Annotated in this window: 19 protein-coding genes and 4 tRNA genes; 8 read left to right on the top strand and 15 right to left on the bottom strand. The window is 36.0% G+C overall.

What is annotated here, in order from left to right; all coding sequences use genetic code 11:
* The first annotated feature begins 76 nt into the window (after nucleotides 1-76).
* Nucleotides 77-652 (top strand): hypothetical protein, encoded by a 576-nt coding sequence (locus FW754_RS09225; protein ID WP_446324468.1) that lies wholly within the window; start codon nucleotides 77-79, stop codon nucleotides 650-652.
* A 129-nt stretch (nucleotides 653-781) separates the two neighbouring features.
* Here the strand turns inward: FW754_RS09225 and FW754_RS09230 are convergent, their stop codons facing one another.
* Nucleotides 782-1,204: a DUF4951 domain-containing protein gene (locus FW754_RS09230; RefSeq protein WP_446324469.1), complete on the bottom strand. Its 423-nt coding sequence runs from the start codon at nucleotides 1,202-1,204 to the stop codon at nucleotides 782-784.
* A gap of 15 nt (nucleotides 1,205-1,219) precedes the next feature.
* Complete coding sequence (locus tag FW754_RS09235) at nucleotides 1,220-3,805, bottom strand: TonB-dependent receptor plug domain-containing protein (protein WP_446324470.1); 2,586 nt, start codon at nucleotides 3,803-3,805, stop codon at nucleotides 1,220-1,222.
* 243 nt (nucleotides 3,806-4,048) lie between these two features.
* Here FW754_RS09235 and gloB point away from each other — a divergent pair, with 243 nt between their 5' ends.
* Nucleotides 4,049-4,780: a hydroxyacylglutathione hydrolase gene (gene gloB, locus FW754_RS09240; protein WP_419349595.1), complete on the top strand. Its 732-nt coding sequence runs from the start codon at nucleotides 4,049-4,051 to the stop codon at nucleotides 4,778-4,780.
* 520 nt (nucleotides 4,781-5,300) lie between these two features.
* Nucleotides 5,301-5,504 (top strand): hypothetical protein, encoded by a 204-nt coding sequence (locus FW754_RS09245; RefSeq protein WP_409511460.1) that lies wholly within the window; start codon nucleotides 5,301-5,303, stop codon nucleotides 5,502-5,504.
* A gap of 344 nt (nucleotides 5,505-5,848) precedes the next feature.
* Here the strand turns inward: FW754_RS09245 and FW754_RS09250 are convergent.
* The 6 genes from FW754_RS09250 to FW754_RS09275 form a co-directional block, all read right to left on the bottom strand.
* Nucleotides 5,849-5,933, bottom strand: a tRNA-Leu gene (locus tag FW754_RS09250).
* Between the two features lie 102 nt (nucleotides 5,934-6,035).
* A tRNA-Leu gene (locus FW754_RS09255) sits at nucleotides 6,036-6,120 on the bottom strand.
* 26 nt (nucleotides 6,121-6,146) lie between these two features.
* A tRNA-Trp gene (locus FW754_RS09260) sits at nucleotides 6,147-6,220 on the bottom strand.
* Nucleotides 6,221-6,265: 45 nt separating this feature from the next.
* A tRNA-Leu gene (locus FW754_RS09265) sits at nucleotides 6,266-6,350 on the bottom strand.
* Between the two features lie 108 nt (nucleotides 6,351-6,458).
* On the bottom strand, nucleotides 6,459-7,355 hold the full coding sequence (locus FW754_RS09270; RefSeq protein ID WP_446324471.1) for a protein kinase domain-containing protein: 897 nt from the start codon (nucleotides 7,353-7,355) through the stop codon (nucleotides 6,459-6,461).
* Nucleotides 7,342-8,856, bottom strand: a complete 1,515-nt coding sequence (locus FW754_RS09275; RefSeq protein WP_446324472.1) for a DUF3336 domain-containing protein — start codon at nucleotides 8,854-8,856, stop codon at nucleotides 7,342-7,344. Before FW754_RS09275 ends, FW754_RS09270 begins: the two co-directional genes overlap by 14 nt.
* A 209-nt stretch (nucleotides 8,857-9,065) precedes the next feature.
* Between FW754_RS09275 and FW754_RS09280 the strand changes: the two genes are divergently transcribed.
* The gene (locus tag FW754_RS09280; RefSeq protein WP_409512722.1) at nucleotides 9,066-9,938 is read left to right on the top strand and encodes an ATP-binding protein; all 873 of its coding nucleotides are present in this window, start codon (nucleotides 9,066-9,068) and stop codon (nucleotides 9,936-9,938) included.
* Nucleotides 9,939-10,230: 292 nt separating this feature from the next.
* Nucleotides 10,231-10,797 carry a DUF4385 domain-containing protein gene (locus tag FW754_RS09285; protein WP_409512723.1) on the top strand — a complete coding sequence of 189 codons (567 nt, stop codon included), beginning with the start codon at nucleotides 10,231-10,233 and terminating at the stop codon, nucleotides 10,795-10,797.
* A gap of 128 nt (nucleotides 10,798-10,925) precedes the next feature.
* On the opposite strand, the gene FW754_RS09290 is transcribed toward FW754_RS09285, so the two are convergent.
* Nucleotides 10,926-12,227 carry an esterase-like activity of phytase family protein gene (locus tag FW754_RS09290; RefSeq protein ID WP_446324473.1) on the bottom strand — a complete coding sequence of 434 codons (1,302 nt, stop codon included), beginning with the start codon at nucleotides 12,225-12,227 and terminating at the stop codon, nucleotides 10,926-10,928.
* Nucleotides 12,228-12,482: 255 nt separating this feature from the next.
* Here FW754_RS09290 and FW754_RS09295 point away from each other — a divergent pair, with 255 nt between their 5' ends.
* Nucleotides 12,483-12,830: an Imm51 family immunity protein gene (locus FW754_RS09295; RefSeq protein WP_446324474.1), complete on the top strand. Its 348-nt coding sequence runs from the start codon at nucleotides 12,483-12,485 to the stop codon at nucleotides 12,828-12,830.
* 64 nt (nucleotides 12,831-12,894) lie between these two features.
* On the opposite strand, the gene tsaD is transcribed toward FW754_RS09295, so the two are convergent.
* A complete protein-coding gene (gene tsaD / locus FW754_RS09300; protein ID WP_446324475.1) occupies nucleotides 12,895-13,905 on the bottom strand; it encodes a tRNA (adenosine(37)-N6)-threonylcarbamoyltransferase complex transferase subunit TsaD in 1,011 nt (336 codons plus the stop codon).
* Between the two features lie 146 nt (nucleotides 13,906-14,051).
* Here tsaD and rpsU point away from each other — a divergent pair, with 146 nt between their 5' ends.
* Together rpsU and FW754_RS09310 are read left to right on the top strand one after the other, a co-directional pair.
* Entirely contained in the window at nucleotides 14,052-14,267 is a 216-nt protein-coding gene (gene rpsU, locus FW754_RS09305; RefSeq protein WP_001136722.1) for a 30S ribosomal protein S21, read from the top strand.
* Nucleotides 14,268-14,305: 38 nt separating this feature from the next.
* A complete protein-coding gene (locus tag FW754_RS09310) occupies nucleotides 14,306-14,752 on the top strand; it encodes a GatB/YqeY domain-containing protein (protein WP_409512727.1) in 447 nt (148 codons plus the stop codon).
* A gap of 292 nt (nucleotides 14,753-15,044) precedes the next feature.
* Here FW754_RS09310 and FW754_RS09315 read toward each other — a convergent pair whose 3' ends face one another.
* From FW754_RS09315 to FW754_RS09335, 5 genes are all read right to left on the bottom strand, one after another.
* Entirely contained in the window at nucleotides 15,045-15,377 is a 333-nt protein-coding gene (locus FW754_RS09315) for a hypothetical protein (protein ID WP_446324492.1), read from the bottom strand.
* A gap of 167 nt (nucleotides 15,378-15,544) precedes the next feature.
* Nucleotides 15,545-16,951 carry a M48 family metalloprotease gene (locus FW754_RS09320; protein ID WP_446324493.1) on the bottom strand — a complete coding sequence of 469 codons (1,407 nt, stop codon included), beginning with the start codon at nucleotides 16,949-16,951 and terminating at the stop codon, nucleotides 15,545-15,547.
* Nucleotides 16,952-17,110: 159 nt separating this feature from the next.
* Nucleotides 17,111-18,073: a 2-hydroxyacid dehydrogenase gene (locus FW754_RS09325; RefSeq protein ID WP_409512729.1), complete on the bottom strand. Its 963-nt coding sequence runs from the start codon at nucleotides 18,071-18,073 to the stop codon at nucleotides 17,111-17,113.
* A gap of 232 nt (nucleotides 18,074-18,305) precedes the next feature.
* Nucleotides 18,306-18,980, bottom strand: a complete 675-nt coding sequence (locus tag FW754_RS09330) for a hypothetical protein (protein ID WP_446324476.1) — start codon at nucleotides 18,978-18,980, stop codon at nucleotides 18,306-18,308.
* 172 nt (nucleotides 18,981-19,152) lie between these two features.
* Nucleotides 19,153-21,042 carry a M48 family metalloprotease gene (locus tag FW754_RS09335; RefSeq protein WP_409512731.1) on the bottom strand — a complete coding sequence of 630 codons (1,890 nt, stop codon included), beginning with the start codon at nucleotides 21,040-21,042 and terminating at the stop codon, nucleotides 19,153-19,155.
* Nucleotides 21,043-21,189: the final 147 nt, after the last annotated feature.

Consider the following 21,189-nt stretch of genomic DNA (forward strand, 5'->3'; position numbering starts at 1 on the left):
GGTTTTACTTTATCTAGGCTTTCATTTTATACTCACAAAATAACGACTTAACTCATTCACTTAAATTATCTATTACATGAAAACCCAACTCAATAACAAAGTTAAAATCTTTCAAAAAAATAACGGCTGTAGCATTCATATCAAATTTGATCACTCACTTTTTATTGGGGATATCCTTGTCAATTTTTTTGTGGTTGGCATTTTTTGGTTAGCTGCATCTTTTGCTATTTACGCTGTTCTTTTTGGTTCAGATTCAAATGCAGCAGGTTTTTTAATGATTTGGCTTATCGGCGTAAGTGCATTCACTTATCACGCCATTAGTCATACTTTATGGCTAAGAAAAGGAAGTGAAACGCTTGACCTTAATGATGATAAAATCATTATTATCAAACATATTCCACTCTATTTTCTCACAAAAAAATATGAAGATAGCACTACAATTTTATTTGAAAATCTAGAAAAAATGTATTATTCAGAATATAGTGCTCCAAAAAATCAACTACCAAGTGCAGCAAAAGGCAACTTACACATAAAGAGTAAATTTAAAAAAATTTCATTTGGTATTAGTCTCAACCAACAAGAAGCATCTTTAGTTTTTGATGAAATTAGTAAATTTAAATACAAAAAATCAGAATCAAGTCCTATTTTATGAAAGTAATCATAAAATACTGAATGCAAATAAGTAAAATAAAAACCACCTATCTTAATGATTAGGTGGTGAGTAATAATAACTCTCAGAAATGATTTAAATCCCCTGTAAATCAGCGCTTATTTTTATGAATTACCCCCATAGCCATGCAATCTTTTTCATCAATTCAGCACGATATGGCGCCGTCGGATTACATGGATTACGTTGCACTTCATTTTCATAAAAAGCTTGCCATTCCTTAACCATTGCCAAAGTGGTGCCTTTTTCCTGAATTGCTTTCAAATCCTGCTTTTGGATATTTTCAAAACGTGCTTTTGCACCCTCAGGCCCTGTTGCCCAACCAATTACACCTTGCCCAAAAGCAGGTAAACTCATATTATGAGGCGTCTTCGGAATCGCGTTACGTTCAATTTTTTCATTCACCTGACAGGTCTTATCAACAACCCTAGGTGCAATCTGTGCAGTGCTATTAGCATGGCTCACATGAGCCACAACTACGATACTCAAACCTATCGCACAATTTAAAATATGCTGAGATATTTTCAAAAAATTCATTTTTCTTTCCATACATTAAAACTTATAACTAATATCGGCAACAAACTGACGACCCGACTCTGAATAGACACCATTCGAACCATTATTTGATACCACCTTATCTTCGGTATATTTATTATGTTTATTGGTCAAATTATTGATGGTTAAACCCAACGTCAACTGATCATCTCGTCCAACTTTAAAATCATAACTTGCACGTACATCCCAATTAAATGCACTACCCAACGATTCTTTGTCATAACGTGTTTTAACCACTTCACCATTTGATGCAATTGGACGCTCTGTCACAGGAATTGTTGAACTGACCATCGCATCATAATCTGAACGATAACGGAAGAACTGACTAATTTTCAGCGGTACACTTGTAAATTCAGTATTCCAACCCACGCGTACTGTCCAAGGTCTTGCGAAATTAGTCGCAGGACGTGTCGCTTCATCAATCACTTCACCATCATATAAAATATACTGCTGATAAGTCTGATCAATAAAAATATTGTCATCATAACTATTAAAATTACGCTGAATATCACTGTAATCAGCTGCAAAATTAAAGCTATGTTTCGCACCTAAAAATTGAATTGGAGTTTGATTTGCAAGACTTAGTGTATATGTTTCAGCTTTACTTGCACCACTGTTGTCATAGATATCAACAATTGGACTCAAGCTGATCCGTTGCCGACGAATTTGATCTTGGTTATCACGATTGACATATTTCAGTTGTATTGCCCAGCCATTCCACAAGGAATGTATTGCAAAAACCGCCTCATCTGCAAATGGCGTATCAAGCTCACTACGATTGACTGCCGTACCTGCACTTGCACTTGTATTTTGTAACCATTCCGCATTTAAATTTTTACGTTTTTCCTGAATACGTAAAAGATTCACACCATCTTGCAGTTCTGTGAAAAGTGCATTATTTGCATAATAACGATTCCAACCTGTTGTAAAACCAAGTCGCTCATTTGCAAAAGGGAAATACTGCAATTGGCTACGTGGTGCAATATTATTATTTTTACTGATGCTGTCGTAATCTAGACGTAATCCCAAACGCAACTTAAGCTGATCATTCAAATTCATTTGATCTTCAACAAAAGCATATCCCTTGTCCTGCTGAACATCGACAGTACCTGCTTGATAGACATTACGAATCGTATTGTATTGCCCCTTTGTACCATCATTACCCACATAACTCAGATCACAATGTGTATCAACACTTCCGTCAATTAAAGTACATGTATCTGTCCCTAAACCATTATTTTTAGAGGGTACAAAATATTGATACATATTTTCAGGACGATCCCATATTGCGTTGATATGGCTATAACCTGCCCCTATAGTCCATTGATGATGCACATTGGCAAAGGTAATTTCATCAAAAACGGATTTAAGGTTATATTCCCAATTATCCTGAGCCATCTCTAAAGCACCATAGCCACCTTCACTACTGATTTTCGCATTCCAATTTTTATCGGGTGATGTATTCCAAGCCACACTTTCATTTGAATCTGAATCTTTCCGATTACTTTGTTTTTGTAAGACAATATTTTGTGTGACTACAGCATGATCAAAGGTACTTTTCAATTCCATATCAAGTGCTAAGTTTTCAATATTGGTCTGATAACCACCGTCTTTTAAACTTGAAACGTACTTTTCACCCTGACTATTTTGATAATACAAACCTAATTTAAGCTGTTGATCTTCATTTAAGTCATAATAAGCATTTGCTGAAAAATCATCAGCAATACGTTTTTGATCATAATTCTCACTAGCATCAAAATCTGATTTCTTTTCAATATCAGACCAACGACGAGACGCAGCTAAACTTAAACCCAATTTTTCTGAAGCACGCCCATAAAGCTGAGTACTCAAACCTTGCTTTACAAAATCTTTTTGATAATCAATATCTGTACCTTGCTCAAATTTTTCTTGTTCTTCAGGGCTAATATAATTAAATTTTGTCCAATCACTACTGGTAAAATCATAGTTTATTTTGCCATGTATTTGACCAATTTCAGTTTTTGGTGCGCACGTTTTCGCCTTCACTACCCCACCTGTAAACTCGCCATATTCAGCACTGACATTACTATCAAGCACTTCAAGTTCACAGATTAGATCCATATTAATATTGGCATTTAACGATGAACCTGCAAGCCCGTCCACTGTATTATCTATCAAACCAGAGGCAGGATTTAAACTATTACCAATATTGACATTGTTGAGTAAAAATTTATTGTCGTAAAACAACGCTCCATTAATACTGATATTCGATGCATCAAGCTCTCCCTGTCGACCACTTGCAAGTGATCCATTACCAAACTGTACGTTCGGATTCACCTTTAAAAAATCAGTCATCGTCTTTTGTGTATTGGGCAGACGCTGTAATTGTTCTTGGTTATAAATACTCTGACCCACTTCAGATACTCTCGATGCATAAACAACTATTGGCGTCATTTTCGACACTGTAAATTGAGACTTGTCCGAGCGATTGACCTCATTGTTACCTTCTTCATTCATATTCGCCTGATTTCCAACTGCATATGACTGCGATACTGAAAGCACACAGCAAATTGCAGATGCAAGTATAGATAACCGATAGGGCATAACACAGATTCTTAATATTAATGAGAATTGTTATTATTAGTATTTGTATAAATTTTGCAACAATTTTTTGTGAATATTCATCAATTTTTGAATGAATCAATCAAAAAATAAACACCTCCTGCATATTTAAATCATTTCCCATTTCACCAAAAAAATCTAATGTATAGATTACATACATCTTTTTTACAGAGCTTGATATACTCACTTTAGATATAAAGATGAAAATATGCAGGGGAATTCAAAATGTCATTTAAAATTCATGTGATTGATGTTCAAAATCAACTGCAAAACTACATTTGGTTAATTGAAAATACATTTACGAAAAATGTAGTTGCAATTGATCCCACCGAAGCACATTTAGTGACTAAATATTGCCAAAATCATCAATTGAATCTGACACAAGTTTGGCTGACCCATTGGCATAAAGACCATATTGGTGGTGTGCCTGAATTACAGGTAGCACATCAAATTGCAGTATATGGTCCACGAGAAGAATTGAGTCATATCCCTTTTATCAGTCACCCTCTAAACCATGATGATCATTTTGAATTTGAAGGTTTAAACATCGAAATTATTGCTGTACCTGGTCATACCTTAGGGCATATCGTATATTTCATTGATGAACTGGATAGCGTATTTTGCGGTGACACCCTCTTTGCAATGGGCTGTGGACGTATGTTTGAAGGAACACCAGAGCAGTTCTATCACTCACTCAATCGCCTTGCAGCACTGCCACCACGCACAAAAGTTTATTGTACACATGAATATACGCTGTCGAATGCACAGTTTGCGCTACATATTGAACCCGATAATCATGCCATTCAAAACCGTGCTGCCGAAATTAGAGCACAACGTGAACGAGGTGAAATTACATTGCCTAGCACAATTGAACTTGAACTTGAAACCAATCCATTTTTAAGAGTTGATAGTCCTGCTGAATTTGCACGCATTCGAGCATTGAAAGATAATTTCTAAAGATAGATTCAAAGACAACATTTTCTGCTGAAATTCATTTGGCATTCCAAATTCAAAATTACTATGCTTTGAATGCCAAATCAGCTTATTTTTATATTTCTCAGATGAATTCTTACAACAAATTTTAAGTTTAGCCTAAATATTAAGCAACCTCTTTAAATATAATCAAAAAAAATAAATACCAGCCCGCTTATTGATCAACAATTGAGTATTCCAAGAGTAAATTATGTGCAAATAAACATAATTTTTTACACAATGATTTATACATTTAAATTGTTTCAAAATCTTCCTTAGCTACTTCAAAAACAACACACACATCTATATAAATCAATGTTTTATAAAAATATAAAAGTATTTAAATTAAATATAAATCATCAAAATAAAACATTTTCTTACCACAACACACATACATTATGCTCAAAAAATATGATAAAAAAATAATATTAATTTGAATGCCCCTTTAAAAAATTCAGAGCACCCCTATCTATTTTAAATAGCCAAGGAATGAAGGAGAAACTCCATGAAAAAAGTTGTTAAAGCTAAAAATTTAATTGCATTTCGTATCTGGCTTGAAAAGCTTGGGTATTCAGTCAAAAATTTAACTGATAATAAAGGATTTACATTCAGTTTTAAAAAAGAATACGGCTTAGTCACCTGTGATCTTGCGGGAAATAATCTTGCATTTCAGCTAGGTGAAGAGTTTGAAGACCATTTAAAGGCGTAACTTAACACCCTATTTTAATGACTACTGATTTGGCATTCTGTGATCAATTTAAATTAAGATTGTAAACTAAATACTTGACCCTAACACTCTCTTTCAAATTTTGCATTGTGCATTCATGAAAAGTTAAAAGATTACACTTTTAAAAATGGAATGTTTATTTTGCTTTAATTAAGACCTGAATCATTCAGGTCTTTTTTATTGTGTATATATTTACCTTTAGAACAATTTATCAAAATCTAAAATATACAGGCATAAAAAAAGGCAGAATAATCATTCTGCCTTTCCTTGTGTTTAATACTTAGATGAATCTTTGATTAATCTCAAATATTAAATACTTAAATAAATGGTGGGGACGGAGAGACTCGAACTCTCACACCTTGCGGCGCTGGAACCTAAATCCAGTGCGTCTACCAATTTCGCCACGTCCCCGCACAATCTTTGTTTAACTCATTTCAAATCTATTTCAATTTAATTTCCCACAATACCACCCAAATAGGGTTTAAAAAAGCAGGATAATCCTGCTTTAGTATATGGTGGGGACGGAGAGACTCGAACTCTCACACCTTGCGGCGCTGGAACCTAAATCCAGTGCGTCTACCAATTTCGCCACGTCCCCGAGTATTTACTCAGATTTTTTAAATTTGGCAGAGGATCAAGGACTCGAACCTTGACGAACGGTTTTGGAGACCGTCATGCTACCATTACACCAATCCTCTGTTTCCGACTTCTTACATTACTTACTAAAAGCAGTAAGATTTCGTTGGTGGGGACGGAGAGACTCGAACTCTCACACCTTGCGGCGCTGGAACCTAAATCCAGTGCGTCTACCAATTTCGCCACGTCCCCAATGGCTGTGTATATTATAGAGATCACCCCTACATGACAAGCCCTTTTTATTAAAAAAACCATCGTTTGGCTAAATATAAAACAAACTTAAGGTATCTTGCTTTTTCTTTATACAATATCGCTTAATATCTGTTTTATTTGATAAATATTTGTACATCTTTGCTGTTTATGTTTTGCCAGCATGACATTTAAAATTATTGTTAAATGTAAAAATCGGGGGGGCAGATGTACTTTTAAGTACTGACAATGCAAATACGCCCAATCTAAATAGCTTTTTTCACTCAATTTTTGTTGCGTCAACCACTGCAACCAAATTATTCCGAGTGCATAAATGTCTGTTTGCACTGTTTTTGCTTCTCCATGAAACAATTCAGGTGCCATATAGCGTGGAGTTGCTGATATTTGCGGGAATTTTGTCTCTAAGGTGTGTGCTTGTTCAAAGTCTATGAGATAGCACTGTGACTGATCCACTCGAAAATGTTCAATCTTGAGATCGCCATGAATCCAACCAACGCCATGTAGTGCATTCAAAATGTCTAAACTTTGTAAAAGTATTTGAATAACTTGATCAGTACTCAATTGTTCAGGCTCTTGGTCGAAAAGTGCCGCCGCATGTTGAACTTTGAGTCCTTGCTCAAGCCAAATATTTTGAGTGCCTTGACACGGCACTTGCACATTCAAAGTGGGTTCTGTTGAATTTTGAATTTTGATCGGTTTAAAAATCTGAAAAGGTAATAAAAAGCTGACTTGTAATATGGTCAGCTTTTGATAAGTATCAAGTTCATTAAGAAAAGATTGCTCACTTAATGTATTAATCCCTTTGATCTGCCCTTTCAACCACCAGCTCTTCCCATGTTGATCAATTTTAAATACACGGCGACCTAAAGCCTGACTTTGCATGCTATTACAAGCTGTGAGTGATGTGAGATCAATTTGAGTGCTTGGCAAATCAACAGATGCTAATTTACCAATAATACTATGTGTATTTATTTTAGGCTGGGACATGTAAATTTGTAGACATACTACTCTGTGCCTGAGGTGATTTTAAAACTTCTAAGCAATGTTGAATAGTTTTACCAATACGTGCATGTGTTTCAATACTCGATATTTTTGGCCACGTTGCGCGTTCACCTTCTCGTTGCAACATATTGAATAACTTTGGCTTTGGATTTTGCAACATATAACCATAATGACGCAAACCATAATTACCGACAATATTAACATCGCCATAATAACGCTGATCGACAATCCCATAGCCATGATCAAGTAAACGGCGAATGGATGGAATGCGCCCCATACGTGAACGAGTAAAGTCCATCGCACCCATTGCAACAATTTTGCCTTGCTGACGTAAAATACGCTCAGGCCAACTAAGTAGATCTTGGCGAAAACGCTGTTCATCATTTTGCATAAACGGCACAATATGTGGATTAACCTGACTTGCAATAGTGTAATTCAGGTTATATAAGCGTGACATACGCTCTTGTGGAAAGTCACTCCGTACACTGCCATCTACCCAACGAGTACTCGCCAAATATGGCGTATGTACCCCATCATAACGCTTACTGGTCAAACGCACAGGCGGAAATAAGACGGGTACAGCACATGAAGCTAAAACCGCACTCCACACCAACAAATCAGGTGATGTATATTTATTCATAATACGTGCATCTTCTTGTGCCACATTATACGGTGCAACGGTCACGTTAATGTCTAACCCTGATTTTTCAAAAGCTTCAGCAAATGTCACATCACCCAAATTTTCTACCAAGAATTTTTTCAAATAACGCACATCGGCAAAACCTCCATTGCCTTTAATTAACTCTTGCAGACTCCGAAAATGAAATGCATCACTGTAAAAATGTTCACCCGTCAACAAATGTGGAATGTCATTAGGATCTGCCACACCAAGCATTGCCGTCATAATTGCGCCAGCACTTGATCCCGACAATACTTTTGGCATTAAGTCTTGTTCTCGCAGTGCTTTCACTACACCGCTATGAAAAAGTCCCAATGTCGCACCACCTGAAAACATCAGCGCAGGCTGTCCATAGGCTTTCTCACAGTTTTCAAAAAAGTCCTGTTTTTCTTTTAAGGTTAGTGTTTCACACTTTACTGAAGCGATATAAGCAAGTGCTTGACTGACTTCCTCAATATAATGCTCAATGATTTTTTTCGTACCAATATATGTTTGGGTAAATAACAATGGATGCCCAATATTGGCAACATCATGGCTAAAGCCTTCACGTAAAATGTACATCAAATCGGCTGTACGTTTTTGAAAACGATAACGACGTAATAAATTCAAACGATGCGAGATAATCTCTGCATCAAAATAAGGCGAACTATTGTCAAATTTCCATTCCTGAGCACCAGACTCTTCATCTAAGCGAAGGGCGATACTTTTCCATTCTTCATAGTTTTCTGCACGATCTAACTGTCTTTGTAGTTTTTTAATGCGATATGCCTGATGAGGATTGAGATCTTGGATGGATTGTAAAATCATATTCGCCTTTACCCTTTCTGTTTGTTCTAAAGGATTGCTCTTTTCTTAGTTGTAATATGTTGAATCTACTTTCGATAAGCAAGTATAGAATTGCAATATTCGATCAATATCATACACGAATCAAGCATTTTAGAATTTTAACCGAACTTTGCAGAAAATTTCACCTTGGAGTGCTATATTTCAACTACCAATCAAATGTAGTCAGAAAAATGCCAACCCTTGATTTACCTGAAAATATCATCAAAACATTAGCCACTGTTTTAGAGCAGTTGCATCAAGTATTACCCGCACCAAAACAAGAAACCGATTTTTCTGCTTTCGCATTTCATTGGCAAGATAAGCAACTTAAAGCCATTCAAAATCCTAAAGCTATGCGACTTGATGACTTAAAAGGCATTGAACGCCAAAAAGCAAAAGTTTTGCAAAATACTGAACAATTTCTCAAAGGCTTTCCTGCCAATGATATTTTACTTACAGGCTCGCGTGGTACAGGCAAATCTTCTATTGTTCGCTCATTACTTCCATCTTATCAAGATCAAGGCTTACGTTTAATTGAAATTGAACGTGATGATTTAAAAGATTTACCTGAAATTCAGAAACTAATACAGAACCGTCCTGAAAAATTTATTGTGTATTGCGACGACCTTGCTTTTAATGCTGAAGATGAAAACTATCGCAGCTTAAAAAGTGTTTTAGATGGCTCGCTACAGTCAGGTTCGAATAATTTTATTATTTATGCCACAAGTAACCGCCGTCATTTATTACCTGAATTTATGCATGAAAATACTCCTGTGACCAAAGTAGACGTACCTCAATACAAAGAGTTACACCCACAAGAAGCCATTGAAGAAAAAATTTCTTTGTCGGATCGTTTTGGTTTGTGGTTGTCTTTTTATCCAATGGATCAAAACTTATATTTGGAAATTGTTGAACATTATTTAACAAAAGCCAATATGAATTATGATGATAACGTTCGAGCCGAAGCTTTAAGATGGAGTCAAGCACGTGGTCAGCGCTCAGGTCGTGCCGCTTATCAATTTTCTAAACACTGGATTGGTTCAACCCAACTCGCTTCCGCTTAAGGAAAGTATAAAACTGCACCGATTTTGGTCATTCATTTATAAATGCGATATGCCTTAAATTGATGAGTGACCTATCAAACTTATGTTAACTAACATTGCTTAAAAAGTATAATCCTCAGATATAGCACAGATAAACAACGCTTATGATTAGTATTTAGCTTTTGCCACAGCAAAATACGATAAAATACCTGAAATTTTGCATATCGTACTCTTTTATAATCACGTCTATTTTATAATCATGTCTATATAGTTACGTATATTTTTGATTATTTACCTGTTTAAGGACTCCCCAATGACCGATCTCGCACTCAATGTACTTCCCATTCAAACGGATACCAAGCCTTTTTCACGCAGTTTTGACTTTTCTCTCGACTTTGAAAAAATAAACTTTAGAAAGCGTCCCAATTTATATCGTATTGGTCGTGGTGAAGAAGGCGTATTATTGGTTGAACCGTACAAATCTGAAATTCTACCCTTTTGGGCATTTGAAAATGAAGCTCAAGCTGCCGAAAGCAGTGACAAAATTTTTGCTTTATTCTTAGAGTATTTGGAAAATAACGATTTTGTCGGTGCAGACATGGCTCGTAAATTTTTACTTATGGGCTATACTCGCGCACGTCGTTATGCAAACCACAAAAAAGGTTCAATTAAAACGGGTCGCAAACACAAAGGTGCAACACCCAAAATTAAAGTCGTGGTTGCCCAAGAAAATCAAACTGAAAAGCCACAACGTAGCCCTGAAGAATTAGCTAAAGTTGCTGTAGCAAAAATATTTAAAGAAAAGAGTGACCAAGCAAAATCCAATGAAAAATATATTGAATTAAAAGAAAAATTTAATGAAATGATTCGTGCAAATTAATGCTTTGAGTTTCAAATCAAGCGCAATATTTTCTTAAAATATTGCGCTTTTACTTTAAATAACAACGTATTCATAACAAATAATAAGCGAAATCTACAGCACCTCTTCGTATCAAAACTCAAGATTAATTATGGTTTTAAATCTAAGCCATCAATAATATAAAGCGTATTCGCATCAATTACGTTTTTATCTAAATCTAAATACTTTTGCTCAAGTACACCATTGGTTTCTGAAAAACCATAATCATCGTCATTGATCACAGCCAAATGCTGTTCATCAATCATCCATAAACCTTCAACTTTATCATGTACATATCCTATTTTTTCAATCAAATCGACCACTAAAGTCTTTGTAACAGGTAAAATATTAAATTGTGCCAAACCCTGCCAACCCGCATTTAATACATATTGTTCCAAGGTTTTTTCTTCAATCAGCAACCCTAATTGTTCATCTTGTTGCATTTGTAAACTGTGCTGAATGCATTCTAAATTAGTCGCTTCTTTCACATCAATTTTATACACACGTTTAAACGCATTTGGATTATCTTTATAAAAATCATCATCACGTTCAGCCACTAAAAATTGATGATCATTTAATGCCACGATTGCCGTATTCGAGTTACCTTTAATTTCTTGCTTATATAAATATTGAGAAATTTCTTTATTTTCAAGATTAATCATCACAATACGAACCAAATCAGATTTCGTAACTGATACATCAGGATTACTCATGGTCGATTGCATAATACCGACCAACGTCTTTTGATCAGGTGTAATGGTTAAACCTTCCATCCCTCTATTTTGTCTACGATTTGCAAATTCTATAGGCAATAAATTACCTGAAATACGGCGACTATCTTTTGGGTAGGCATTGATCCGATCAATTTCAACCCCATCTGCATTGAAATGTACAATGTGCGGGCCATACTCATCACTGACCCAAAATGTACCATCGTTTAAAGCCACCAAACCTTCTGCATCTAGCCCATATTCATCTGTGCCTTGTTCTAAAACTTTTCCATGTTGATCATAGGCAATTTCTTTGGTTGCACCAAAGTGCTGATTTGGCAGACCTGTAATTGGTTTTCCGTATGGATTTTTCAGTAAAATTTCTTTTAGTTTTTGAATAGAACCATCTTCCTGTAATTTAAACAGCCCGATCTTTGGTGTGTAATTGGGTACTAAAAATATTTTACCTTTATCACCATTTACATCATAAGTCGTATTTGGCCCACGATCTGTGAGTGCATAAAATTGTTCTTTTTCAATTGGATGAGGTGATATTTCCGAACCAAAACCACCACAATGAATTTCAATAAAATTCCCTTGCTTAGCACCATCCGGAATATTATGAATATTCAAAATATCATAAGGTAGACGTACGCCTTGTTTAAATTTTTGGTATAAGTGAATCGAATTATTATTTAACATTTTCACTCCTAAGATCGATGCATCATGACTTTACTGAAGCATTCTTCATTTTTGATATAACTTATCTTTTACCATACTTATTGATTGTAAATATTAAGATTTACTACATCTTATAAATTTGAAAACGAATAGACTGTTTCAATCATAAAAAATACATTCTTCATACAATTTCAACTCTTAAATTTACCAAATAAAGTTAAGATTTTTTTAAAATGACATTACTAATTTTTAATAATGATTGAATTGAGAAAAATAATGGATACCGTATTCGAACAAGCTATAGCACCTTTTTTGTGGGTCGCTCATGAAAAAAGTTTTTCAGCTTGTTTATCTAATCTGGATTATCAATCGCATATTTTTGCCACACGGGCAGATGAAGGCTTTGAAGGTAATGGTTACGATTGGGGTTCTTTAGCATTGGCTTTTTTAGAAATTCAGTTACCTGAACTTAAAAATATTGTTAAATTTGATCCCGAAGGAAGTATGTTTGTTGCTTATTCAACTGATGAATATGCTTTAAAAAAATTCATTACTGAATTTAAAAAATCTTGTGATAATACAGAAGTGATTTTGAAAATTTTTGCCCATGCTGAACTAGATTAATTCTTCATTTTTCAATAGAAAAGAGGCTTTCGCCTCTTTCCTCATTTTTAAAGTCTAAATAAATTTATTCGGGTTTGGTCAATTCCGTCATTGGCCAACGTGGTGTTGTAGTGACTGATAATCCTTCACTTTGACCCGATTTTAAACGTTGATAACCTGCGAATGCGATCATTGCACCATTATCTGTACATAAAGCAGGTTCTGCATAATAAACAGTGGCTTTAATTTTGACTAAATCTGCTTCTAAACGCTCACGCAAACGCTTATTTGCACTGACTCCACCAGCAATGACCAATCGTTTTAAGCCTGTTTGTTTCAATGCTTTTACAGATTTTTTTACCAAAGTATCAACCAATGCTTCTTGGAAAGATGCTGCAATATCTGCATCTCTTTGTTCTTCACCCAACTTTTTAAGCTGAACAGAAACTGCTGTTTTTAAACCGCTGAATGAGAAATCTAAACCTTGATGCAACATCGGACGTGGAAATACAAAGGCTTCTTTATCACCTTGCTCTGCCAATTTTGAAATATTAGGTCCACCGGGATAAGGAAGTTTCAACATTTTTGCGACTTTATCAAAAGCCTCACCTGCAGCGTCATCAATCGACTCACCGAGAATTTCATATTCGCCAATACCGTGTGCAGCCATCAATTGCGTATGCCCACCTGACACAAGTAAAGCGATAAACGGAAATTCAGGTGGTGTTTCAGATAAAAGTGGCGCAAGCATGTGCCCTTCCATATGATGCACACCAATTGCAGGTTTATTAAGCGAAAATGCCAAGCTACGCCCAAACAGTGCACCTGTCATTAGGGCTCCCATTAAGCCTGGGCCACGCGTATAAGCAATCGCATCAATCTCAGATTTTTTTACATCACTTTCCTCAAGCAATTGATTCATTAGAGGAATAAGCTTACGCACATGGTCACGTGATGCAAGCTCAGGCACTACACCACCATATTCTGCATGCAGTTTAATTTGACTATATAGCACCTGTCCTCGTAGACCGACTTCGCTATCATAAAGTGCAAGCCCTGTTTCATCACATGAGGTTTCTAAGCCAAGAACGATCATTAAACTGCCTTTTACCCGTTTCAAAATATTGCTAAAGCCATTATAGACTTGTGATATGAGATGTAAATGAGTAAAATACTGACCTTCACTTGTGATCTCGGGTAATTCGACCCTAGATCTTATCCATAACTTAATGAGGATTCTTCATGCCACAAGTTAAATTGAAAGAAGGCGAGCCAGTTGACGTAGCAATTCGTCGTTTCAAACGTTCATGCGAAAAAGCAGGTGTTCTTGCTGATGTTCGTAAACGTGAATTCTACGAAAAACCAACTCAAGAACGTAAACGTAAAAAAGCTGCTGCTGTTAAACGCTACCAAAAGAAATTGGCGCGTGAATCAGTACGTACGACTCGCCTTTACTAAGATTAATTTGTGATTGATTGACTACCTGGACTAGATAAATGACGACTTTAAAAAACCAAATTACTGAAGTTTTGAAAGCAACAATGCGTGCTAAAGAAATGGATAAATTAACGGTTATACGTGGTCTACAGGCAGCAATCAAGCAAATCGAAGTCGATGAGCGCATTGAACTTGACGATAATCAAGTTCTTGCGGTCATTGAAAAGCAAATCAAACAACGTAAAGAATCGGTGAAAGCCTTTTTAGGCGCTAACCGTGAAGATTTAGCTAGTAAAGAACAAGCCGAACTTGAGATTTTATCTCAATTTCTACCTGAAGCTATGTCAGAGGAAGAGCTTGATTCTCTCATTGCGCAAACAATTGATGCGCAAGGTGCAACTAGCATGAAAGATATGGGTAAGGTGATGAATTCTCTACGTCCGATCATAGCCGGACGTGCCGATCCTGCACAAGTTTCAGCAAAAATTAAAGCAAAACTTGGCTAATTCCCCACGTCGTAAAATCTGATTTGTGTTTGATTTGGACTATTTAATTTTTGTTTTTTGTGTTTTTAAAGCGCAATATAGATATTAAATAGCCAATCAATCTCTACATTCAATTTCATCCAATCAAAAATTAAGTAATAATAAAATTTAAAACCTAACGATTACATTTATTTTTATCCAATAATTTCCCATTCAAACCTCCTCCTACCATGACAAAAATGTCCAGCTACATTGATCAGCCCTTAATACATCTTCTTGAAAACAATTTTAAAACAAAGCAATTTCTATTTAATTAATTCAAATTGCATTGAATATTATATTTTTTCAAAATTTGCATTTCAGGTGAAACCATAACTTTATCAATGATTGTTTGCTTTGTGACTGACTGTGATGATAATGGCAAATATTTCCGATGCTGATCAGTCGTTTTATACATATCATCTACATACTGCTTCAAAATAGTACAAAACTGCGCCTGCTGTGCTTGATTAAAGTGACTAATTTTAGGGTCAAGAGTACGCAGAAAAAACTTCATATCCGCATTGTAGCGTGTAGAAATTCTCTCAATATCACGAACATACTGATCGGGAATATTTTCAGCAAATGAGACCGTACTTATCATCATTAAACTTGAAATTAAACAAATTATCCCAACACGAGCAATCATTTTTTCCATAAGAATCAAATACATTTTTATAAATTTAAGCCACTAAGCTTAGCGTTTTAATATATGAATAGAAAGTCATTTTTCTTAAAACTGCTTTTTATTCAGACCAATACATATCATCAAATTTAAATTTTCAACTTGCGCTCATCTTGCATGGCTTTTAGGCGTATATCAATTTTAGCTTTGGCAGACATATTATCTTTCGCCAAACGCTGTGCATGCAACAATGATTTAATCGCATTTTCTTCGTCACCCGACCAATATTGTACTTCTGCCCGATTACGCAATACATTTACTGTTCGTAATGGATTCGCTTGATCCAAATTAGCAGCTTGTTGTAATAATTGCCAACCCATTATATCTCGTGGATTTTTATTAATAAAACGATTAACTAAAGTTTCGGCTTCAGCGGATTTTTTCTCTCGAATCAACACTTCAGCCAGTTTAAAACTTAATGCTCTATTTTCTGGCATAATGCGCTGTTTAGGCAAAATCACCTGATATGCTACATCGGTATTATTTTGCCCTAAATAAATATCTGTTTGAATGAGTGTAATTAAACTGTGATCAGGATTTATTTTACGGGCTAGATCAAGCTGTTGCTGTGCTGCTGAAAAATCACCTTGATTCAAGTAAAATGCGCTCAATGCAATTATGCCTGCATAACTGTTATTTCTTGCCAATGCCTGCAATTCACGCTCATTGCTCTGCCCTGCAACCACTGCTGTGTACCATTTCACAATATCAAAATCTTGATCATTCCGACGATACGGTACACGAGGAAATTGTTGCGCTCGTAAGCGTGATTCACTCATACGCTCCGTGGTTAATGGATGTGTAAGCCAAAAATCAGGTAAAAAACTTAAACGACTCGTTGATCGATGCATAGTTTCAAAAAAATCTGCCATACTATTTGGGTTATAGCCTGCACCATACATAAACTGCATACCTATACGATCAGCTTCACGTTCCTGATTTCGGCTATAACTCAATTGTCGATCTAGCAAAGCGGCCTGAGTTCCCATCATCAATGCACCACCAATATCACCATCTGCCTGCGATGCAACCACAGCCCCCACTAAAATCCCCGCAAGCGCAAGTAACCCCTGCCCCTTAAAGGCTTCTTGTGAGCGACTATAATGACGCTGCGTAACATGGGCAATTTCATGCCCCATCACCCCAGCAATCTCATCCATATTTGCAGATGAAGTCACCATACCTGCATTTAAGGCAAACAAACCACCAGGTACAGCAAAAGCATTAATTTGAGGATCCCGAACCACAACTAAGCCAATTGGTTGACCCAACTGTGTTTGATTTAGAATACGACTAAACACATTCATAAACTGATCTTCAAGCCATGGATCTTGAATAATTGGCAGTTGTTGCTGTACCTGTCGATACACTTTTTCACCAATCGCACGTTCTTTTTGCTGATCAATAAAACCAACGCCACTACCCAAATCGGGGACTTCAAACTGTGGACCAATCGCAGCATGAAAATCATCCGCCACAGTGGGTGTGGTCGCCATGACTAAACATAAGCTAAGCAAAGTCTTTTTCAAAATGCAGATCCATGGAGAGATTTAAAGCAATATAACATTGAAATTTGAAGTAATTTGCAATGAAGTGTTATGAAGTTATTAACAACATTATGCTAAATTCCAGATTATCATCATATTTAACACACACTAAAATCCAGTATTGACAATATAACGTGGCGTTCTATCTTCCAATGCATCAACTAAATTTTGATATGCCAACTCCACCATACGCTTACGTGTTGCTGCTGTAGCAGAACCCACATGCGGTAAAGTTACTACACGCTCCAATGAGAAAACTGCAGATTCCTGTAATGGTTCTTTTTGATAAACATCAAGACCTGCTGCAAAAATTTGATGACTTTTAATCGCTTCAATCAAAGCAATTTCATCCACCACAGAACCACGAGCAATATTGACAAAAACAGCATGAGGTTGCATTTGAGCAAACTGCTCAGTACTCATTAAAGCTTTCGAATCTGCATTTAAATCAACAGCGACTACCACAAAATCTGATGTCTGTAACAATGTATTTAAATCACAATATTGCGCCATAAGTGGCTCTGCAATTTCAGGACGTTCTCGGCGGTTATGATAGAGAATGTTCATATTGAAGCCATAACGTGCTCGTCTTGCTACCGCTGCACCAATATTACCTAAACCAATAATTCCGAGCGTTTTACCGTAAATTTCTTGCCCAAACTGCTCCGTACCGACTGTACGTTGCCAATGTCCTTGTTTCGTCCAACGATCAAGTGAACCTACTTGTCGTGCAGCACTCATCAGGAGTGTAAATGCCAAATCAGCAGTCGTTTCAGTCAGCACATGCGGTGTATTTGTGAGCCAAATATTATGTTGATTTAAATAATTGAGGTCATAATTATCATAACCCACACTTACCGATGAAATAATTTTCAGTTTTTGCGCTGAAGCTAAATTCTTCTCATTCAATACACGCCCTGCACCAATCATGGCATCAGCATCTTGAACTTCTTTTAAAATTTGGTCATTTACATCGCCAAGTTTAGGATTAATCACCACAACTTGATACTTTTCATGTAAGCGTTGCAAAATATCTTGATCTAATTGACTAAATACCACGACTTTTTGCATACATACTCCTTTGTATTTTTAATCACAACCAATAAAATAATTCAGTCATTTTATTTAGAGTTTAAGTTAACTCAAATCTCTTATTTAAACAAAAGCATCTGCTTAAATTTTAATTGAACATGATTATTCTTTTATCAAATTAATTTATGATTTTTAACCTAAAAAGAGTATGCCGATTAAAATTATTTTTATGATTTTCAACCATCTTTATTTCAACTGATTTTACTGTCTTTTATACTGTTACCTTTGTTCGCATTGCCTGCCACAAATTTCGCTTCAACATCGGTTGTTCAATCATTTGCTGTAAACTTGCAAGTACCGTACATTGACCCATATTTAAATGTGGAATCTCCCCCATACAAATCAACTGTTTTTCCACACCATATACATCTATAAAGCCTTGTAAATACTGCACTACACCACGTCCATCTTGAATATTAATTAGAGGAAATGGCCAATGTAACGTTGCTTCTCGCCCTTGCATTGATGCTTGAATATTGCGCCACAACTGACGTTGCTCATCGTTTAAATCCGTCGCATCGAGCAATAAAACACAGTGTTCAAGTGCATAGAGTTGCACATCAAAAGCATCAATCTGCAAAGTGGGCGCTAAAGGCTCAATCGACTGAGAAATAGCAACAGTTTTGACTTGAAGTTGACTCGAGTGAATATCTGTCTTTTCAGTATTTCGTTGAATAGTGACAGGTTCGGACTGAATCGGTGGTTGAGTGGGGGAAATTTTTTGTGGAATTGGAAATTCAGGATTTGTGACAACGGTTTGATCAGAAGTTGCCATATCACGATAATTTTGTGGAATATAGCTTTCAACACGCACGTCAACCTGAGGAATCCAAACATCAATCCCCAAAGTTGCTAAAATACTGCGCTGATGCTCGGCTCTATTCACAAAACGATCACTAAAAAATTATTCTATGTAGTTTAACGGTTTTACAGTAAATTACCTATGCTTTACATTGTTGTTTTCTACTACCGTTGCAAATCTAGGCAATTGGTCTCAGTACTTAATGTTACTTATTTTTTATAAACATTAGTCAAAAATCCTACCATTAATGAAATCTTTAAAAAATCATCACACTATTTTTTTTCTGCATCTGATCAATCATTTCACTTGTTTCAAAACCTAAACGCCAATAGAGCAGCTCCAAAACATCTAATTCATCTTGGGTAATAATACGGTCATTCCACAAACAAACTTCCGCTACACCCAAAATAATTAAACGCTCACGTAGCAACAAACCTGCAATATCATTGACAATTTCACCTAAATCAATTGGTTCATCAGAAATTTCTTCAAACAATTCAAGTTCATCTTCGGTTAAAACTCGCTCCAAAATTTGATAACGTACATCTAACTGATTTGCACTGTTAATTTGCTGTACATGCAATAAAGCATCAATCAAGCGCACAATTTGAGGTTTTACATTTTCAAGTGATGATGGTGTATGAATAGGTAATAGGTTGAGCTCAGCTTTCACTTTTTCAATCAATAAAGCATCCAATAAACCAATTTCACCATCTTCTTGAATAATTTTAGCGAGTTTGGTTATAAATTGACGTGCGCTCGTTGCAGGCATATTGCCCAAATTAGCACATGCATCATGAAAAATTTGAATATGCACACGACCATCAAGATGCAATAAAGCATCAACAATAGCTCGACTAACTTCTGCCTCAGAGGGTATAAATTCACGATATTGGCGAATCATCAAAATCGCAACCATTACCTCGCGTGAACCTGTTGCCGTTTGCATTGCACGTTTTAACAAATCAGGGCGTGCCATATTACGTCGCACGTCACTATTGAGGGGCTTAATCGCATCATTTAGCGCAAAGCTAATTGGTGAAAGCCTCAATAATGGCAAGGGTTGCGGAGAAATCCATGGGTTATAGACTTCCGATATCTCTTCCTCTAAGGGGCGTAACAAACTAAATAAAGGCTGATTTTTTAATTTATTGAGATTTTCAAGTTGCAAATTTTGTAGTAATGACGGATTTAACTCATAAATTCGATCTGCAATAGAGGGATGAATATTCAACCAACTTTGTGGACTCAATGAGTTAGCAAAGCACATATGCGCTATCGCCTCCGAGTACTCACTGTGAATTTGTGAGCCCGCATGATGCACATAAATCCTGAGTAAAGTTTGAATATTGGCATCATTTAAAATCAAACGGCGTGTTTTATAATCATTATAAAATGTACGCCCACCGAGCGTAAAATATTTAATCAAACGGCTAATTAAAACCCCCATACTGCCTATCAACCAAATCACACCACCAACCGCTACAAATGAAGTTTCAAATTTATGTCGCTGTGTATTGGTATAATGATTAAACCCTTGTTTAGAAATTTTACTGCCAAATTGACTAAAAGAAATCAAACCACTGTACATGATTTTTAAACGTGTATTTTCTTGCGCCTCACCTGATAAAATCTGATGAAATTCATGACCCAATAAACCGTACAACTCTTGTTCATCTAGATTTTGTAATGCACCCCAAGTCAAAATAATGACCGTATCCTTCGGATGAAAACCTGCAGTTAATGCATTTACCCCAACTTCATCAGGCAGCACATACAGTGTAGGCTCATCAATTTCAAAAGTCTGCGCTAATCGAGTCGCAAGTTTTAAAGCCACACCTTCTTCTGGTGTACTTTCGAGCATGCTTAAACGACGTGCCTTCAACTGCTTCGCAAGAGAATGTCCACCTGCACGAAATACATAAAACTCGTATGCAATCGAGCCACCAATCACCATAATCAATAGCACGACTAAGTGCGGACTAAGCACATGCCAAAAAATCGACTGTGATGAATCGGTATAATATACAAGTAAACCTAATACTGTATTTAAAATAAAAATCGTCAACAATGCAGCAATCAAGCAAATACTTGCTGACCAAAGGATATTTTTGTTTTTAGTCAGATAATGACTCACATCTTTCAATGTAAAACCCTCATTACATTGCACCTAACGGACTTTTTACACTGAGCAGACTTCTTCATTTTAACCTGTACAGCGGGACAAAATTAAAAAGTTTAAATCTCAAACAATATAAATGAAAAAAGCGGGAAATTCCCGCTTTTTCAAAGA

This window comes from Acinetobacter sp. 1207_04, assembly GCF_052850415.1.